This is a genomic window from Bacillus sp. B15-48, assembly GCF_016879755.1.
In the GTDB taxonomy this organism is placed as follows: Bacteria; Bacillota; Bacilli; order Bacillales; family Cytobacillaceae; genus Mesobacillus_B.
This window is the reverse complement of the sequence record NZ_WOFU01000006.1, coordinates 147937-167282: the sequence shown is the minus strand read 5'-3', so window position 1 is coordinate 167282 and position 19346 is coordinate 147937. Positions and strand designations below refer to the sequence as shown.

At 38.0% G+C, this 19346-nt stretch carries 18 protein-coding genes and 1 other annotated feature; of the genes, 4 read left to right on the top strand and 14 right to left on the bottom strand.

Annotated elements, in window-relative coordinates; genetic code table 11:
* Window positions 1-75: 75 nt before the first annotated feature.
* Window positions 76-471, bottom strand: coding sequence for a transcriptional regulator SpxA (gene spxA / locus GNT69_RS18505; RefSeq protein ID WP_203556466.1), 396 nt, complete (start codon window positions 469-471; stop codon window positions 76-78).
* Between the two features lie 402 nt (window positions 472-873).
* The gene (locus GNT69_RS18500) at window positions 874-1443 is read right to left on the bottom strand and encodes a GNAT family N-acetyltransferase (RefSeq protein ID WP_203556465.1); all 570 of its coding nucleotides are present in this window, start codon (window positions 1441-1443) and stop codon (window positions 874-876) included.
* Window positions 1444-1617: 174 nt separating this feature from the next.
* Here GNT69_RS18500 and GNT69_RS18495 point away from each other — a divergent pair, with 174 nt between their 5' ends.
* Together GNT69_RS18495 and trpS are read left to right on the top strand one after the other, a co-directional pair.
* A complete protein-coding gene (locus GNT69_RS18495; RefSeq protein ID WP_203556464.1) occupies window positions 1618-1803 on the top strand; it encodes a hypothetical protein in 186 nt (61 codons plus the stop codon).
* Between the two features lie 150 nt (window positions 1804-1953).
* Window positions 1954-2181: a binding site (T-box leader), on the top strand.
* A gap of 55 nt (window positions 2182-2236) precedes the next feature.
* Window positions 2237-3226: a tryptophan--tRNA ligase gene (gene trpS, locus GNT69_RS18490; RefSeq protein WP_203556463.1), complete on the top strand. Its 990-nt coding sequence runs from the start codon at window positions 2237-2239 to the stop codon at window positions 3224-3226.
* Window positions 3227-3253: 27 nt separating this feature from the next.
* Here the strand turns inward: trpS and GNT69_RS18485 are convergent, their stop codons facing one another.
* The 4 genes from GNT69_RS18485 to GNT69_RS18470 form a co-directional block, all read right to left on the bottom strand.
* Window positions 3254-4000 (bottom strand): YjbA family protein, encoded by a 747-nt coding sequence (locus GNT69_RS18485; protein ID WP_203556462.1) that lies wholly within the window; start codon window positions 3998-4000, stop codon window positions 3254-3256.
* A 205-nt stretch (window positions 4001-4205) separates the two neighbouring features.
* Window positions 4206-4985, bottom strand: coding sequence for a DUF2268 domain-containing putative Zn-dependent protease (locus GNT69_RS18480; RefSeq protein WP_239094327.1), 780 nt, complete (start codon window positions 4983-4985; stop codon window positions 4206-4208).
* A 250-nt stretch (window positions 4986-5235) separates the two neighbouring features.
* On the bottom strand, window positions 5236-6477 hold the full coding sequence (fabF, locus tag GNT69_RS18475; protein ID WP_203556461.1) for a beta-ketoacyl-ACP synthase II: 1242 nt from the start codon (window positions 6475-6477) through the stop codon (window positions 5236-5238).
* Window positions 6478-6505: 28 nt separating this feature from the next.
* Window positions 6506-7438 (bottom strand): beta-ketoacyl-ACP synthase III, encoded by a 933-nt coding sequence (locus GNT69_RS18470; protein ID WP_203556460.1) that lies wholly within the window; start codon window positions 7436-7438, stop codon window positions 6506-6508.
* Between the two features lie 195 nt (window positions 7439-7633).
* Between GNT69_RS18470 and GNT69_RS18465 the strand changes: the two genes are divergently transcribed.
* Window positions 7634-7936: a hypothetical protein gene (locus GNT69_RS18465; RefSeq protein WP_203556459.1), complete on the top strand. Its 303-nt coding sequence runs from the start codon at window positions 7634-7636 to the stop codon at window positions 7934-7936.
* Window positions 7937-7982: 46 nt separating this feature from the next.
* On the opposite strand, the gene GNT69_RS18460 is transcribed toward GNT69_RS18465, so the two are convergent.
* The 3 genes from GNT69_RS18460 to GNT69_RS18450 form a co-directional block, all read right to left on the bottom strand.
* Window positions 7983-8933 carry a BMP family ABC transporter substrate-binding protein gene (locus GNT69_RS18460; RefSeq protein WP_203556458.1) on the bottom strand — a complete coding sequence of 317 codons (951 nt, stop codon included), beginning with the start codon at window positions 8931-8933 and terminating at the stop codon, window positions 7983-7985.
* Between the two features lie 133 nt (window positions 8934-9066).
* A complete protein-coding gene (locus tag GNT69_RS18455; RefSeq protein ID WP_203556457.1) occupies window positions 9067-9969 on the bottom strand; it encodes a hypothetical protein in 903 nt (300 codons plus the stop codon).
* A 67-nt stretch (window positions 9970-10036) separates the two neighbouring features.
* The gene (locus tag GNT69_RS18450) at window positions 10037-10771 is read right to left on the bottom strand and encodes a hydrolase (RefSeq protein ID WP_203556456.1); all 735 of its coding nucleotides are present in this window, start codon (window positions 10769-10771) and stop codon (window positions 10037-10039) included.
* Between the two features lie 179 nt (window positions 10772-10950).
* On the opposite strand from GNT69_RS18450, the gene GNT69_RS18445 reads away from it, so the two are divergent.
* Window positions 10951-11139, top strand: a complete 189-nt coding sequence (locus tag GNT69_RS18445; protein ID WP_203556600.1) for a YjzD family protein — start codon at window positions 10951-10953, stop codon at window positions 11137-11139.
* Between the two features lie 63 nt (window positions 11140-11202).
* Here the strand turns inward: GNT69_RS18445 and clpB are convergent, their stop codons facing one another.
* The 5 genes from clpB to GNT69_RS18420 form a co-directional block, all read right to left on the bottom strand.
* Window positions 11203-13803: an ATP-dependent chaperone ClpB gene (clpB, locus tag GNT69_RS18440; protein ID WP_343206521.1), complete on the bottom strand. Its 2601-nt coding sequence runs from the start codon at window positions 13801-13803 to the stop codon at window positions 11203-11205.
* Window positions 13804-13895: 92 nt separating this feature from the next.
* Window positions 13896-14075 (bottom strand): YjzC family protein, encoded by a 180-nt coding sequence (locus GNT69_RS18435; protein WP_203556455.1) that lies wholly within the window; start codon window positions 14073-14075, stop codon window positions 13896-13898.
* 113 nt (window positions 14076-14188) lie between these two features.
* Window positions 14189-15139 (bottom strand): ornithine carbamoyltransferase, encoded by a 951-nt coding sequence (argF, locus tag GNT69_RS18430; RefSeq protein WP_203556454.1) that lies wholly within the window; start codon window positions 15137-15139, stop codon window positions 14189-14191.
* Window positions 15136-18243 (bottom strand): carbamoyl phosphate synthase large subunit, encoded by a 3108-nt coding sequence (locus tag GNT69_RS18425; RefSeq protein ID WP_203556453.1) that lies wholly within the window; start codon window positions 18241-18243, stop codon window positions 15136-15138. Before GNT69_RS18425 ends, argF begins: the two co-directional genes overlap by 4 nt.
* Complete coding sequence (locus GNT69_RS18420) at window positions 18236-19315, bottom strand: carbamoyl phosphate synthase small subunit (RefSeq protein ID WP_203556452.1); 1080 nt, start codon at window positions 19313-19315, stop codon at window positions 18236-18238. Before GNT69_RS18420 ends, GNT69_RS18425 begins: the two co-directional genes overlap by 8 nt.
* Window positions 19316-19346: the final 31 nt, after the last annotated feature.

The following is a 19346-nucleotide window of genomic DNA, read 5'->3' as shown; positions in this document are numbered from 1 at the left end:
TTGATTGTAACAGGTATGGATGGAGATTTCAAATAGAGCAAAGCCCCCGTTCCATACGGTCCGGAGGCCTATCATTTAGTTTACAAGGCGCTGAGCTTCCCTAAGTTGAAAAGTCCGAACTTTTCTCGGAAGAAAACGGCGTATTTCATCCTCATTGTACCCAACCTGGAGCCGTTTTTCATCGATGATGATTGGACGACGTAACAAGCCCGGATTTTCTTTAATCAGTACATATAAGTCTTGAAGAGGCAATGTTTCAAGATTCACATTCAGTTTCTGAAAAGTTTTTGAACGTGTTGAAATAATTTCATCTGTTCCGTCCTCAGTCATACGTAAAATCTCTTTAATCTCGTCGAAGGTTAATGGTTCAGAAAAAATATTGCGCTCCTTATACGGGATATCATGCTCTTCTAACCATGCTTTTGCTTTTCTGCAAGAAGTACAACTTGGTGAAGTGTATAAAGTGACCATTTTCTATCACACTCCTTAATGTATAAACTTTATTTCATATACTAAGTAGCAAGTATGCGTACATTATTAATTTAAAATGAATATAATTTTGTAATCTCTATAGTTAAATTATACATCATCCATTGGACAAAGTGTATCATTTTTTACAAAAACTTTATGTGCCTATTAATCAGTACTATATATAACGAGTTAATATTAAAAAAGGTTTCAATGCTCATGAAATCTTTTCTAACTTTTATTTTTGAGCTATTCTTTTAGGGATTTGTATGTTGACTTATACTTTTTCCCAATATTTTTAAATTTAAAACCCAAATTCATATTTTTTTCTTTTTCTCAATTAAAAAATAAAAATGAAAATGAAAAAACGAAAACACAATCACCCGTATGGTGATTTTGCTCTATTTAAATGTCTTCTAATAAATCATCCTGATTTTCCTTCTTCGTTAGTACTTTATCTACTGGTTCATACGATTGACCATATATTTCTTTGTCCTTATACGTGTGAATCATTTTATACGTTTTTTTCATTGCATCAAAAATTAATTGCTCTGACTCATTATTTGGTGGCCAATACAAAATTTCTAACTCATTTTTTTTATTCGTTGCTAACGAACGACGGCTATAACCAATCGAGCTAGCATGGATAAAACCTTCACGTTTATAAAATTTGAGTCGTTTCTCAGTATCACTATCTTCATAATTCACTGGCTCCACTTCTAAAATAATCGGTTTTCCCTTTGCTTTTAATTTAGAAAGGAGCTTATGACCTAGCCCCTGCCCTCTTGCATCTTTTGAAACAAATAAATAGTCAATAAAAACAAAGTCAACTAGTTCCACATACATAAGAACGTGATGTACCCCTTCATCCTTATGGTAAATCTCAGGACGTTCCCTTAACAAAGTCTCCATATGTTCTTTTGACTTCATTTCCTCTATTGGGAAGTATTGATTTAGTTTTTCATACCAGTGCATAAAACTACCCCTTTTTGATTATTTTCCATTAATACAAAGTTTTCTATACAATTTGTTTTTTTTACCTCTTTCCTACTTTTAATAAGTTTGATTTTCTTTTACAATAAGAGAGAAGCAATATATCATAGTGTCCGATTGTTTATACGAATGAACTGGGCGGAGTGGAGGTATATTATGGTTGAATACATCGTGGATTTAGCAATTGTTGCTGTTATCATTATTGGGACTACTGCTACAAATGGTATCATTTCAAATGCAATTGGTCTTAAGCTCTTTGGTGGAAAAACAAAAAATGAGATTGTCGATCAATCAGTAAGCATGCAAACAGGCTGGAAGAATGTTGGTGGCAACAAGAAATAAACGGGACATTTTATCATACCCTTTTTAAATCAACTCCAAACATAGGTCTAAGAGTTAAACTTTTAGACCTATTTGTGTCCACAAAACGCCATCGTTTCCTTGATTCTAACGAAAGAGTGATTTATAATTTTCTCAAGTACATATAGTTTATGAACGGCGATGACAAAGAGTAGTACACCTGTACTAAGTTTTAAGAGAGTTTGTGGTTGGTGAGAACAAACAACTTAGCTTGTGGAATGGACTTTCGAGCCTCTACTGTGAACACGAAAAGGTAGCAGGAGACGTATCCCGCGTTAAAGGGTACATGCAAAGTTTGCATGGCAAGAGACTCTTGATTAAGAGTAATTAGGGTGGCACCGCGGACCATTCGTCCCTATTTTTTTTAGGGATGGATGGTCTTTTTTATTTTCATTATTTTTTGGAGGTTTGTTAGATGAAAACAATCTTTTCAGGAATTCAACCAAGTGGAACGATTACACTCGGGAACTACATTGGAGCGATGAATCAGTTTGTCGAATTACAAGATGAATATAACTGTTATTTTTGTATTGTTGATGAACATGCGATTACTGTCCCACAAGATCGATTAAAGCTGCGCCATAATATCCGCAGTCTTGCAGCTTTATACGTCGCTTCTGGAATTGATCCAGATAAAGCAACGCTGTTTATCCAATCTGAAGTCCCAGCTCATGCTCAGGCAGGATGGATGATGCAATGTGTTGCCTACATTGGAGAACTAGAAAGAATGACCCAATTCAAAGATAAATCAGCAGGAAAAGAAGCTGTCTCAGCAGGACTGCTTACTTATCCACCGCTTATGGCAGCGGATATTCTCCTATATAGTGCAGATCTTGTTCCTGTAGGAGAAGACCAAAAGCAACATATCGAATTGACAAGAGATTTAGCAGAGCGTTTCAATAAAAAATATAACGACATTTTCACGATCCCGGAGGCAAGAATACCGAAAATAGGAGCAAGAGTAATGTCTCTTCAAGATCCAATAAAGAAAATGAGCAAATCTGATCCAAACCAAAAAGCATTTATCTCAATGTTAGATGAACCAAAACAAATTGAAAAGAAAATTAAAAGCGCTGTTACTGATTCAGAGGGAATTGTCAAATTTGACAAAGAAAAGAAGCCAGGAATTTCTAACTTACTGTCTATTTACTCCATTCTCACAAATCGCACAGTTACCGAAATTGAACAAGAATATGCAGGTAAAGGATATGGAGATTTTAAAGCAGATGTTGCCCAAGTCGTTATTGAAGCAATTGAACCTGTACAAACAAAATATCATCACCTTATGGAATCTTCCGAACTAGATGATATTCTTGATAAAGGTGCGGAAAAGGCGAATCAAGTTGCCAATAAAATGCTTAAAAAAATGGAAAACGCGATGGGACTAGGACGAAAAAGAAAGTAAAAAGAAAAGGAGCCAGGGGCTCCTTTTCTAATTTACTTTTGATCCATGTTCTAATTCCCATAGTTTTTCAAAGAAAGACTGTCCTTTTATGATATTTTCACAAAAGGCATAATGCTTTTTGGACCAGCCGAACTTCGTTTCGTCATATAGCTGCTCCCACACTTCTTCAAATGATAGCTGCTGGATTTTTTCGTAATTCTCAGGACTCCATTCCGTGAGCCAGTATCTTACTTCAGCGGCATTTTGCGATGAATGAAGCTGATCCATAGCCATAAACAGCAATTGCTTTAACTGCCGTTCCTTCCTTGTTAATCCCCTCATTAAATCAGGAGATGGAGATAAAATATGATAATCTTTCAATGAAGATTGATCATTAAAGTTATAACTCTGTGTTTCTTGGTTTTCAAGCATTTCAAAAACTAATTGTTCTTGTCTAGGAATTAATCTGCTTTTTCGAATTGGAATATTATATCCAATTGTGTCAACAGCTAAAATTCCTACTCCATCTGAAACAACAAAACAATAATCTAACTGAACCCGTTCGTGATTTTTTCGAAGAAAACCCTTTTGATAAATATCATCTAATAATTGCTGTGGCAACTCAGATAAATCATTTTCTATGTATTGGAATAATAGAGAATCAATTTTTAAGAGCGGTACCTGATCCAACAATTCCACAGTATCATCTTTTCTCCATTCATGAAAATGGCATACATTGTATCCATTTTCTTCCCCTTCAAACCAATTGACCCAAACATCATGAAGATACAACATGTCACAATCCCTCGCTTCCAAGTTACTCTTTGCACTCAGTATGGTCAGGTTCCAGTAAATTTATTCCTTATTTGATAGCTAAAGGAAATCTATTTTCCAGTCATTTTTTATTCAAAGAAAAACACTGCAATTCATTTTGCAGTGTAGATAAGTTGCTATGAATCTAAAATATATAGGGATCCAACCATCTGTTGTGACAGTATTTTCATTCTATGTTTATTAACTTTTCGGCTGGAATTCGAAAAGATTCTTCAATGGATATTTTGTGCTTTTTCCTGTATTGAGAAACGCGTTCATACCCAAGGGCATAACCAATCATTGGTGGATATCCTTTATGTCCAAACAGAATTTCATCATGAATTTTATTATGTTTCTTGCACTGCAAATTTTCTTTAATATGCCGAGTCCAATTTTTTTCCAAGTCTTCAGCTGAATAATGAGTACTCCATTTTGCCACATACTGCTCACCACAAAATTCCTTTACTGCGTTTTCAGCCAATCCCTCCATCACAATTGAGTCTAATAATGTATAGTCTTTTAAACTTTTATCCTGCCTATTCATTCGGCAAACATGATGATATTCATGAACAAACAGAGCTTCTATCTCTTTTTCGTCATTTACAGGACCTATAAAGAGAAACATTTTATCCTTAAATGATACACCTGATTTCACCGCTACTTCTTCTCTTCTTCTAAATCCACCAACAGATGATAGTGGAAACAAGTAAACTGGAATGTTTGGACCACCCCACTTTTTTCGATAAAAATGAAAATACTTAGCAACTTTATCCCAGATGTTCTGATTTTTCATTTCTTCATAAAAGAAATAGGATTGGCGATTCGGTCTGTACATCCCAAAACCGGATAAATATTGATAAATATTCCTCGAATCATCATTCCCGAATAAATGTTTAAACTTACTACACATCTCTATCGGCTGAGAAAAGTCAGTCTCTAACCATTCATCTGTGCGAATGACTCCCATAAAACCACCCCCTTAATAGTAGGAGAAAAAGTTCATTTTATCTTATGTTACAATTCTAATTCTGTTCATTTAAATGATAGAACAAAGAAAAGCGCAAGCGCCTTGGTCAGCCGCGACAAACATAAGACGCTCCAGATTAGAAGACGCCCTTTGTCTTCAAATCTGGAGTGGCTAGACCAGTCGGGGCTAGGCGCTGGAGCTAGACATTAAAAAAAAAGGTCTAAATCCAAATAAATGGATTTAGACCTTTTTACGCTTCGTATTTCTTTAAAGCGATTGTCGCATTATGACCGCCAAAACCTAGTGAATTGCTGATTGCTGCTTGAATGTCACTTTTACGTGCTTCATTCGGGACATAATCAAGATCACATTCTGGATCAGGCGTCTCTAAATTAATCGTCGGTGGCAAGATGCCTTCCTTTAGCGCCATAACAGTAAAGATCGCTTCTATTCCTCCAGCCGCGCCAAGGAGATGCCCTGTCATGGATTTTGTTGAACTAACAGCCAACCGATAAGCATGTTCACCAAATACATTTTTTATTGCCATTGTCTCAAATTTATCATTATACTCTGTACTCGTCCCATGTGCATTAATATAGCCTATATCTTCAGGGCTCAGACCCGCGTCATCTAGTGCCATCTTCATCGCACGCGCACCACCTTCACCTTCTGGTGCAGGAGCCGTAATATGATAAGCATCTCCCGTCGCGCCATAGCCGACTATTTCTGCATAAATTTTTGCACCACGTTCAATCGCATGGTCAAGTTCTTCAAGAACAATAATCCCTGCACCTTCCCCCATTACAAACCCATCACGATTTTTATCAAAAGGTCTACTCGCACTTTTTGGATCATGATTCGTTGAGAGAGCAGTGTTTGCGCAAAAACCAGCAAAACTCATCTTTGTAATCGGTGCTTCTGCACCTCCGGTTACCATTACGTCGGCATCGCCTCGTTGAATAACTTTAAAGGCATCCCCGATGGAATTAGTTCCTGTCGCACATGCTGTTACTGTACAGGAGTTGAATCCACGCGCTCCAAGCATAATGGATACCTGGCCAGTCGCCATATCAGGAATCAGCATTGGTACGAAAAATGGACTGACTCGGCGATATCCACGCTTTAAAAATGTTTCGTGTTGTTGCTCAAACGTTTCCATTCCACCAATTCCAGATCCAATCCATACACCAACACGAGGAGCATTTTCATCAGTGATTTTTAATTCCGCATCTTTTACAGCCATCATTGATGCAGCGACCGCATATTGCGTAAAGCGATCCATTTTTCGTGCATCTTTTTTATCGATAAAACCTTCGATGTTAAAATCTTTTAACTCACCAGCAACTTTGGCTGGATATTCATCCGCATTTACACGCGTGACTTTCTCAATCCCAGACAGACCAGCGAGGATGTTTTTCCAGCTAGTGTCAGCGTCATTTCCAACAGGGGTAACTGCCCCTAGTCCCGTCACAACTACTCTGCGTTTTTCCACCTTTTTCATCTCCCTTATATGCGCTATTTTAACGTCCCCAACGCATGGCGATTGCGCCCCAAGTTAAGCCACCACCAAAGCCAACCATCACAACTACGTCTCCATCCTTAATCTTACCTGCCTCTAATTCTTCAACAATTGAAATAGGAATAGAAGCGGAGGAAGTGTTCCCATACTTGTGAATTGTTTTCGACACCTTTTCAACTGGTAGCTCTAACCTCTGTCTTGCGGCTTCCATAATTCGAATATTTGCTTGATGTGGAATTAAGAAGTCAACATCGTCTTTGCTTAATCCTGCTTTCTCTAGAACATTAATACTACTTTCACCCATTTGTCTAACAGCAAATTTGAAGACCTCTCTACCATTCATCATAATGTATTTTTCCTGAAGGAGGTGCTTTCCTCCTGTACCATCTGCCCCTAGCTCGAAACTTAATATACCCCTATCATCAGCTACAGGTCCTAATACAACCGCTCCCGCACCATCACCAAACAATATGGCTGTGTTGCGATCATTCCAGTCTGTTACTTTCGATAGCGTTTCAGCACCCACAACTAAAACATTTTTATAATCTCCAGTTTCAATAAATTGTTTACCTGTTATAATCCCATACATGAACCCTGCACATGCAGCGCTTACGTCCATCGCAGCAGCTTTTTTTGCAGCTAATTTCTCTTGGAGCATGCATGCAATGCTAGGGAACGCATAAACAGGTGTGACAGTGGCGACTAAAATCAAATCAATTTCTTCAGGGGCAATATTTGCGTTGGCTAGCGCCTTTACAGCCGCTTTATACGCTAAATCTAAAGTGTTCACATCACCCTCAACAACTCTTCTTTCTTCAATTCCCGTTCTTGAGCGAATCCATTCGTCCGAAGTATCCAACGTTTTTTCAAGGTCTTCATTCCTGACAACCTTCTCTGGTACGAACCGCCCAGCACCGAGTATCCCTGCATTCATGGGACCATCTCCTTTAGCTTTCTCTATTTTTTTTCAGTTTATATCAAATATTATTAGCTGGTACTAATATTATCAGAAACTGATGTCTTTCTGCAACAAAGAATTAGTCCTCTTCCGCTAATGACTATTCCCGTTCTTCTAAATGAACATAAAATATATACAAGAAGATATTGGAAGAGGAGGGAAAAAACAAAAATGATAGGTGAAGGCGATGAACAAGAGATGGACCAACTTGCTGAAGAAGGGCTAAAAAATGAATTGATTGAAGAGGAAGATAACCAACACCCATTCGATCGGATGATGTTTGGTTCAAGAACAAATCCCCCCCAATCACAGAAAAACCAGGATGACCAAAAAGATGATTCATCAAAAAATAGTGATAGCGTAAACCTTGAAGAGCTACTAACGCAAATTGACACACTTATGGAATCAGCGAAACAACTAAAACCTATGTTTAGTAAAATCCGCCCTTTCTTTACGCAATTTCTAAAAAAATAAAAAAAGGCTGCGGTATGTGATTACCGCAGCCACCTCAAATTTTCTTTTATTGATTTGGGAGTTTTCCTGTTTCCATATACACCAAAATTTGATCCTCAACATCAGCTTTGAATTCATCATCAACCTTGGAGCTAAATTTCCCAAGTGAAATGACGCCATCTTGAAAATCGAAAGACAAATTCCCTTTCGGAAGGTTATCCTCATTAAACCTTTTCGCTGCTAGTTCATATAGGCTATCTACATGCTGAACAGTACTCGTTAGAACAGTAGATTCACCGAAATCTGATTGGTCCGACACATAGCCGATTACATATAACCCTTTTTCTTTTACCCTTTCAATCACACCGATATTGTACCCATCTCCCGCTGGATAAATTACATCCGCTCCTTCAGCCAATACCTTATCTAGAATTTTCATTGCTTTATCATCATAATCCCAATGACCGACATAATAAATATCCACTTTAACAGCTTTATTATAAAAGCTGGCACCTTCATAAAATCCTTCCACTTCCGGTTGCCATTCAAACGCTGCAATGGTCGCAATATGATTTGTATTAGACATATGAGCCGCTACCATTCCTCCAAAAAAACCCATTGCATATGCTTCAAAATTCAAACTGGTTGTATTCTCATTTTTTGCATCTCCGTTAAAACTAACAAAATGAATAGATGGATATTCTTCGGAAATATTATTGAAATGTACAGCATACTCATTGCCATGTCCGAAGACAAGGTTAACCCCCTTATCTGCAAATTGCTTCACGGCTTCTTCTACTTGCATTAAAGTAGTTATTCCCTCCCGGTAATACACATCGACATTAAATTGTGATTGTATTTTCAGGAGACCACGATAACCTTTTGCCCCCCAAACCTGTTCATTGATTGTATCAGGTAAGAGAAGACCTACTTTTTCAATATTTCCTGTTGAGAGAGGTTTGGTACAGCCTCCCAGTAATAGCAGGCTAAACAAAATAAGCCCAAATCGCTTCAACATGTATTGCAACTCCTTTTATTGCATTTAGAACTAATCGTCTTATTAAGGCTTTTTCTGTTTCTCAAGTTAAGAAACCATTATTTATAATTTTACTTTTTAATAAAACTTTTGAAAAGACTTTATCCTTATTTCTTTATTTACAGTTCACTAAGAATTCAAATTGTTTCTGTTGAAGGGCGATTCCCTTTATGCTTTCGATTGATTTCTTTACGAAAATAGTATTCAAGCATTTATTGGCTTGCAGAAGCTTGCCTGTATTCGCTTCTTTTTGTTTTAAAATTTCCAGTTGGTTTTCCCATTGTGATTTTATTTCGTTAATGTCCTCTCTCTCGTGAATCCTTTTATCCGCCAAAATCTCTTCCACACATTGAAACCAACCTTGGTTCATCCCACTTCTCAATAAATATTTGCCTGCTCCTTTTCCAAGCAGCTGAAATACTTCTTGTGCTCCATCATCAATAAAAATAGCGTCTGTCACTGCTTCACGCTTATTTAACTTAGGCAATGAACATTTATCATTTGACGGAAATAATAACTGCTGAAAATAGTACTCTTCCGGTTGCCACGGTCCATATAATGTTGGTAAATAAATCTCCTGACAGCTATAGTTTTTCTCGAATAAAAACTCTGTAAGTTGTTCGATCGATTCGCCGTCACGATTAGGTGTATATGCATATTGCTCCGGAAGCAAGAGTGTGATTGGGAAAAACTCTGGTTTTAACTTATCAAGAAATGGAAGAAAATCTTTATTTGCAACTAGCTTCATTTCTTCCTTTTTCATAAATAAATCATAAATAGGAATTATAACAGGAATACGTTCTTGATCGTCCTCCGTTAATTCGGTCCAATCATTATCAAAGTCATTTTCATAAAAGTTTGCATTCCTGCCAATTTCCATCCGTTTTTCAGATGTGAATAAAAGGTCGTCATTTATACTAGAAGTTATCGTTTTTACCTGAATCCCTTCATCGAGCAATAATTTACAAATACTATAACTCAAAAATTCATATGGTTGAAATAGAATAACCCTTTCCATAAGCAGTCCCCCTGATGGATTCCTCTTTGTATCCTATGTTAATTGGCAGAAATTATTGCATTTACCATTAGAGGACATGCTCATGTTGTTTGAAAAAATTTATTGCTTTTGGTCCGATTTGCGATTTTTTCTCTGGAACCATATAACAAATGGAAATTGGAATCTCTTCTTTTTCCCATTTTTGATAATATTCTTTAAAAAGTTCCGACTGTTGATATGAACGCCGACTAGCGAGGACATGAATAATTTTCGATGGCAATTCTTTTGGCAGATACGGAAAATCATCTTTATTTGTAAATAATTTAGAAACTTCCTCTGGGCGAATATGATAGGAAGTCGAGACTTCGTGTAAAAGCTTTTTATAAAAAAACTTATGTTCCTTCTCTTGTTCTAAATGCTGTTTTAATGAAAGTATAGGATTGAGCATGACTAAAGAACGAATATTCTTTTTTAATTTCAATAGATTAATCGCTGTCAATGCACCCATTCCTTCCGCAAAAACATGAATTTTATCATTGAGAATTTCATTACGTTGAACGTGAGAACAAAGCCTTCCTGCTAATTCAACTGCTTTCTGACTCCCCCAATTCATTCCATACAAATTCGAATAAAATACAGTATACCCGGCCTCCTTAAATTCACGCAATAAAGCCTTCTTTCCCTCATTTTGAGTCCAAAAACTACTTTTTCTCTCGACAAACTGTCTTTCGTCTCCTAGGATTAGGATACCGAAACCGTTTGGCTTATAGGGATAATGAATTATATTCCATTCGGTATCCAGTTTAAAGTTCCGGCTCTCCATATTTACATACTCCTTTTAACTAATTGTTCATATTAATGTATGAGACTACATTTAAAATGAATGGGAGATTAGCCTAATCATATCCTAAAGCGACAAGTTCTTTTTTCTTTTATTTATTATTTTAAAGCCTTATGGTAAGATTAAGAAAGAATATAATGCAAGGGGTAGAGGTGACAAATATGCAATATTTCTGGACTTTGTTCTGGACGTTCTTACTAGTACAAATGTTGGTTTATGTTACCGGTTCAATGGTGGGAGTCCCTTTTGATTTCCAAATCGGTCTCATCCTCACTGTAGCAGTAACAATATTAGTGTACATAGTTCCACTTATTCTTCCGGATGATATTGATCAACGGGAAACTCACTAAATTTTAACAATAGGAAGCACTTCGTAGAAAAAAAAGTCATCCTAATAACTGGATGACTTTTTTCTACTCTACTTTCATTTGTATTTCTTTGTCTTTAACGTCAATCTCTACGGTATTTTTTTCGTTTATTTTTCCTGCGATGATTTCTCTCGCTAGCATTGTCTCAATATGGCGTTGAATATACCTTTTTAATGGCCGAGCACCATATACTGGATCAAACCCGTTTTCAGCAATATATTCCTTTGCCACTTCTGTTATCTTCAGTTGAATATGTTGATCACTTAGCCTTCTTTGTAACTCGCCCAAAAGTTTTACTACAATTTCCTTAAGTTCTTCAAGTTGTAACGGTTTGAATAAAATCGTCTCATCTACTCGGTTTAGAAATTCTGGACGGAAATGGCTACGTAATTGCCCTAACACTAATTCTCTTACATCTTCAGAGATTCCCTTACTCAAATCTGTTTGTTCAAGAAGGAAGTTTGAACCTATATTCGAAGTCATAATAATTACGGTGTTTTTAAAATCGACTGTACGTCCTTGAGAATCTGTAATACGGCCGTCATCGAGCATCTGAAGAAGAATATTGAATACTTCCGGATGGGCTTTTTCGATTTCATCTAATAAAATAACGGAGTACGGTTTTCTTCTTACTGCCTCTGTTAGTTGTCCGCCTTCTTCATATCCTACATACCCTGGAGGTGCACCAATTAATCTTGAAACCGAATGCTTTTCCATGTATTCAGACATGTCCATCCGGATGATTTGCTCTTCACTGTCAAATAATGCTTGTGCCAATGTTTTCGCAAGTTCCGTTTTTCCTACCCCTGTCGGTCCTAAAAAAATAAATGAACCGATTGGCCTGTTCGGATCTTTTATTCCTGCTCTTGCCCTTATTACCGCATCAGTTACGAGTGTAACAGCTTCTTCTTGGCCGACAACACGTTCATGCAATATACTCTCAAGGCGTAGGAGTTTTTGACGTTCACCTTCCACTAATTTTGTGACGGGAATCCCCGTCCATCTTGCAACAATCGCCGCAATTTCATCATCTGTTACTTCCTCGCGAAGCAGAGAGTTCTCATCTTTTTCGTTCACACTCGTTTCGAGCTGTTTTAATTCCTGTTCAAGAGCAGGAATTCTTCCGTGACGTAATTCGGCTGCTTTATTTAAATCATATTCATTTTCGGCTTGCTCCAATTCATGTCGAAGCCTCTCCAATGTTTCGCGCTTCTCTCGCACTTTTTGAATTGCTTGCTTTTCCTTTTCCCATCTGCCCTTCATTGCTCCAACCATTTCACGCAAATTGGCTAACTCTTTCTGGAGTTCGCGTAGTCTTACTTGACTAGCTTCATCTTTTTCTTTTTGCAATGCCGCTTCTTCAATTTCAAGTTGCATCACTCTTCTTGTTACTTCATCTAATTGAGTTGGCATCGAGTCAATTTCAGTCCGAATCATTGCACACGCCTCATCAACGAGATCAATCGCTTTATCTGGAAGAAACCGATCAGTAATATACCGATCTGAAAGTGTCGCCGCGGCAACGATGGCTCGGTCATGAATATTCACACCATGATGGATTTCAAATCTCTCTTTTAGGCCCCTTAAGATCGAGATCGTATCTTCCACACTCGGTTCCTCGATAAGAACTGGCTGAAATCTCCGTTCAAGTGCTGGATCCTTTTCGATATATTTTCGATGCTCATCAAGTGTAGTTGCTCCAATACAATGAAGCTCCCCTCTAGCTAGCATTGGTTTTAACATATTTCCGGCATCCATCGATCCTTCTGTTTTCCCAGCGCCAACAATCGTATGAAGCTCATCAATAAAAAGCAAAATCTTGCCATCACTTTTTTTTACTTCAGTTAATACAGCTTTTAGTCTTTCCTCAAATTCTCCCCTGAACTTGGCTCCAGCAATGAGGGCACTCATATCTAGCGAAAAAATCGTTTTATCTTTTAACCCTTCCGGAACATCCCGACGGACAATTCTTTGAGCAATTCCTTCCACAATCGCTGTTTTCCCAACACCGGGTTCGCCAATGATAACAGGATTATTTTTCGTTTTCCGTGATAGAATCCGAATCACATTACGGATTTCACTATCTCGACCTATTACTGGATCCATTTCCCCCTTTTTTGCTTCTTCCACTAAATCCCGACCATACTTTCTTAATGCATCATACCCTGTTTCTGGATTTTGCGACGTCACCCTTTGATTCCCCCTTATCTCTTTTATGACTGCAAATAGCTTTTCTCTCGTAATCTTATTTTTATAAAAAAATAAGTTTGCATCCGTTCGAACAGCGGATTGTAAAGCTAATAAAATATGCTCAGCTGAAAGAAATTCATCTTTAAACTGGTTCATTTCTGTTTCCGCACTGACAAGAAGCTTTTGTAAATTTGCAGTAATATACAACCTTCCCGTATTTGCACCGCTTCCAGATACTTGCGGCCGTTTCTTTAGTCCAGTAATCAATTCCCTTTTATAAAACTCGACATCGACTTCTAAACGATTAAGGATTGTTGTGACAAGCCCTTCTTCTTGATTAAGCATTGCTAAAAGCAAGTGAACGTCATCCACCTCTTGATGGCTATGCTGTGCAGCAATGGTCTGCGCATGAAGAACAGCTTGTTGCATTTTTTCAGTCATAGAGTTAATATCCACTGGGACCTCTCCTTCTGACCATTTTTGACCTTTACTTTATTATAGTCTTTCGCTATGCAAAAAGAAAGCCATCCCTCCCGGATGGCTTCTCTTTAAGGTTTTCTTTTATAGGACCAGAGCCTATTATGATTTGAGGTTTCCGGAAAATAATCTCCAGCTTGCAACTTTATTTTCTGTGGGTTATTTACATTGCTTCCCGTTTCCCCAATTTCAACATACACCCCATTATTTGGTGCCTTTTGACCTGGTCGAAACTGACGGTTTTGGCCCATGAACTGCCTCCTCCTTGTTTAAGAGTTGCAATGTTATTATGCCCAACAGCTTTTAATCAATAAAGGGAATTTTTCCAAGATGCTAAGAGGCAGTGCATTTGCACTGCCTCTTTTTAATCCTTTAACAGTTCAACGAGTAATGCCTTTTGGGCATGGAGGCGATTTCCTGCTTGTTCAAAGACCACTGAATTTGTACCATCAATGACTTCCGCTGAGACCTCTTCGCCACGATGGGCTGGAAGACAATGCATAAAGATATAATCAGGTTTCGCATGGTTGACTAATGCTTCGTTCACTTGATACCCAGAAAAATCTTTTAAACGTTGTTCATTTTCCTCTTCTTGCCCCATACTAGTCCAAACATCGGAATAAACTGCGTCTGCATCTTTGACAGCTGCGACAACGTCTTCAGTCACTAATAAGCTACTTCCCGTTTGTTTGGCAATTTCTTTACATTCGTTAACAACTTTCTCTGCTGGCCAATATTGCTTAGGCGCAGCAATTACAAAATCAATTCCTAATTTTGCTGAAATCACCATTAACGAATTCGCAACATTATTGCCATCTCCTACATAAGCAAGCTTTAATCCTTTTAACGTACCTTTTTGCTCTTTTAGAGTTAACACATCCGCAAGTGCTTGACATGGATGAGCGATATCTGTCAAGCCATTAATTACTGGAACATCGGAATGATCAGCTAATTCTTGAATCCGCTCATGCGAATAGGTCCGAATCATGATTGCATCCACATAATGCGAAAGAACTTTAGCTGTATCTGAAACCGGTTCTCCTCTTCCTAACTGTGAATCATGGCTATTCATATAAATAGCTTGGCCCCCTAGTTGAAGCATACCTGCTTCAAAGGAAACTCGAGTTCTTGTTGAGTTTTTTTCAAAAATCATCCCTAAAATTTTTCCGGATAATGGTTTTTGTCCGTTTCCATTTGTTTTTAATTCCACAGCTTTATCAATTAAAAACTGAATTTCTTCACTAGAAAATTCTGAAATGGTCAGACAGTGTTTTCCTTTTAAAGAAAGTTCTTTTGTCTGTTGAGGTACACTCATTGCAGTGCCACATCCTTTTCATTTTGAAATAGCCATTCTTCCATCGATTTAACATTCCATTCTGTCGCCTTTTTTCCTTTTAAGTAGGCTTTCATTGTTTCATTGTGCGAAAAAATAAGTTTCCGTTGACGAATCGCCCATTGTCTAAGAGCAATGTCCTCCGCACTGTTCCCAGTACAGAAAACTCCAATGACATTATTCGCATCCATTTCCCCTGCAAATTTTACCATTTCAATCTCATGTTCTGCTGCTTCTTTGATGATAACATCATCATTACAGGAATGGTAAAGAATTATATTTCCATCTGTTTTCACAGTCAATGACGAGAAATATTTCTTAAATGCTTCTTCAGTTGATGCACCTACACTAATGCCTTCACCCGTTGACATCATTTGCGGACCCGTTTTTATGTCTAAACCTCTTAATGCGAAATTAGAGAACACTGGGTACTTCAAACAAACATAAGGATTTGTATCACCATTGATTGTAGGTAATTCATCTTTCGACAGTTTATATTTCCCAAGCAATATTTTTGTCGCTTTATTCACTAACGGAACACCCGTCACTTTGCTGACGATTGGCATCGTTCGACTTGAGCGCGGATTGATTTCTAATATATAGACATCTTCATCAGAAATAATATATTGAATATTCATTAGACCTTTATATCCTGTGTATTGAATGATTGCTGATGCATAATCAAGAATTTTCTTTTGTACCGATGTTGATAAAGTTTGTGCAGGTATCAACGATAAACTGTCACCAGAATGAACTCCAGTTTTTTCCACATGCTCCATAATTGCTGGCACGATCATATGTTTTCCATCCGCTGCAAGATCAATTTCTGCCTCTTTTGCCGGTAAAAACTGATCAATTAACACAGGATAGGAAATGATACTTTCAGCTAGATAACCTTCCAGTTTATCTTCATTCTCAATGACGACCATATCTTGCCCACCAATCACATAGGATGGACGAATTAAAACTGGGAAGCCAATTGTGTCAACAGCTTTCAATAATTCACCTTGATTTGCTGCCATCATCCCTTTTACTCTAGGGATTTTTAATTCATCTAACAACCCGTAAAACTTATCACGATCTTCAAATAGGTCAATCATTTCCGAACTTGTTCCAAGCAGATTGACTCCATATTGTTCCAACCCTTTAGCCAAGTTAAGTGCTGTTTGGCCACCAAGTTGTACAATGACTTGATCAATCCCCTCAGCCTCGATAACATCAAGGATTTCCTCAAGGCATAAAGGTTCAAAATAGAGCCGATCTGATAAGGTAAAATCAGTACTTACTGTTTCAGGATTATTATTAATCATGATTGTTTCAACTTTTTCCTCTTTCAAGGCAAGAACTCCATGAACCGAACAGTAATCAAACTCTACTCCCTGCCCAATGCGAATTGGGCCACTACCGACAATTAATACCTTATGTTTTTCCGAATGTGGCGCTTCGTTTTCGCCAAAATAGGAGGAATAAAAATAATTCGAATTTGATTGAAATTCAGCTGCACATGTATCAACCATTTTATAACTAGGTTGGACCCCAAGACTCAGCCTTCTTGATCGTAAATCTGCTGGTGAAAGTCCCCACACATTTGCAAGTTGATAGTCACTAAAGCCCTTTTCTTTATAAAACGCTAACTGTTCAGCTGTTACATCATCAAAGTCTAACTTAGCAATTTCCTGTTCCAAATGAACAATGCCTACTAGCTTCTCAAGGAAGAATAAATCTACTTTTGTTTCTTGATGAATAAATTCCTTGCTTTCTCCGCGACGAAGCAATTCGATAATAACAAACAGACGCTCATCCGATTGTTCATTTAACAGTGACACTAATTCCGCTATTTGTTTTTGTTTTAACGACGGCAATGCTAGCTCTTCGATATTCATATCTAGCGAGCGCACAGCTTTCATCAGGGCACGTTCGAAATTCCGATCTATTCCCATTGCCTCGCCTGTTGCCTTCATCTGAGTTCCTAGACGGCGTTCGATATGAGGAAACTTGTCAAACGGCCATTTTGGAATTTTTACAACGACATAGTCAAGCGCAGGCTCATAACTTGCAAATGTATTTCCCGTTACAGGATTCTTCAATTCAAATAATGAGTACCCTACTGCAAGTTTTGCCGCCATTCGTGCGATCGGATAGCCTGTTGCTTTAGAGGCAAGAGCAGAGGAACGACTAACGCGCGGATTCACTTCAATTAAATAATAATTTTTGCTGACTGGATCAAGCGCAAACTGAATATTACAACCGCCGACAATTCCTAATGCTGAAATGATTTTAACCGCTGCCGTTCGTAGCATCTGGTATTCACGGTCCGTTAATGTTTGAGAAGGAGCAACAACAATCGAATCTCCAGTATGAATGCCGACTGGGTCAAAATTTTCCATATTACATATGGCAATACATGTCCCTTTGGCATCCCGCATCATTTCATACTCTATTTCTTTATATCCAGCGATGCTCTTTTCAATTAAACATTGGTGAATAGGGCTTTCGTTTAATCCCCCGCTTACAAGCGTCGATAATTCTTCTTCCGATTCGGCGATTCCGCCACCGGTCCCACCTAATGTATAGGCAGGTCTGACTATGACTGGATAGCCTGTCTCGTTTGCAAATTGAAGCGCAGCTTCGACTGTATGGACAATCTCACTTTCAGGAACAGGCTCATTTAATTCCTTCATGAGGTTTCTAAATGCGTCTCGATCTTCTCCTTGTTTAATCGATGCAATCGATGTTCCAAGTACTTTTAAATTATACTTTTCAATGATTCCATGCTCGCTAAGCTGAAACGCCATATTCAATCCAGCCTGACCACCGAGAGTTGCAAGCAGGCCATCTGGCCTTTCCTTCGCAATGATTTTCTCGACATTCTCTACAGTCATAGGCTCAAAGTAAATGGCATCTGCAAAGTCAGGATCAGTCATAACCGTTGCTGGATTATTATTTAACAGAATAACACGGTAACCTTCTTCTTTTAAGGCGATGCAAGCTTGTGTTCCTGCATAATCGAACTCCGCTGCCTGACCGATGATAATCGGTCCAGAACCGATCACTAAGATGGATTTAACACTAGTATCTTTAGGCATAATTCACTACTCTCCGCTTCGTTGATTGTACAAGATTAAAAAATTCATCAAAAATAAAATGACTGTCTGTAGGACCAGGATGGGCCTCAGGGTGAAACTGAACAGTTATAAGTGGCAAAGACTTATGAGAAAGCCCTTCAACCGTATCATCATTGCAATTGATGAACCGTGCTGACAGGTCTGTATTTTCTAAGCTTTTTTCATCGACAACATAACTATGATTTTGCGATGACATAAACACCTTTCCGGTCGTCTTATCATGGACAGGTTGATTTCCTCCGCGATGCCCGAAGTGCATTTTTTTCGTATCGGCACCTAGCGCTAATGCTGCAAGTTGATGCCCTAAGTTAATCCCTAGTGTTGGGTATTGTTCAACTATTTTTTTAATTTGTGGAAGGATTGTTTGAAGATTCTTTGGATCACCAGGTCCATTCGACAATAAGACTCCGTCTGGCTTTAGAGATTGAATAAAGTCTGCTGAACTCGTATATGGAACGACAGTGACCTTACACTCTTTTTCCAATAAACAATCTAAAATAGATTTTTTATAGCCAAAATCCAAAATTACAATATGGTCTTCTCCATTTCCGTAGTTAACCGTTTTCGACGTTGAAACATGACTGACTTTTACATCCTCTTTCAAATCGAACGAGCCACTTGCCTTTTCCTCACATGAAAGGACAGCCGGCATTGATCCATGTTCACGGATTTTTTTTACAACCGCGCGAGTATCTATATGTGAGAGAATTGGGATATTCCACTTTTGTAAATAATCACCAAGACTTATTTCTGATTCATAATGAAAACCATTTCCCGCTGTTTCGTAAACAATAATTGCAGCAGGCTGGGGCTCCATACTCTCTGAATCCTCTTTATTAATTCCGTAGTTCCCAATAAGCGGATACGTAAACACCACAATTTTGCCTTTACAGGAAGGGTTCGTTAACGCTTCTTGATAGCCTGTCATTCCTGTAAAAAAGACAACCTCCCCTTGTATATCTTGAACAGGTTCTTTTCCAACCCAATCACCTTTATACGAACTCCCATTACTTAGATGCAAGTATCCTTCCATAACACACCCCTCAACTGAATAATTATATAAT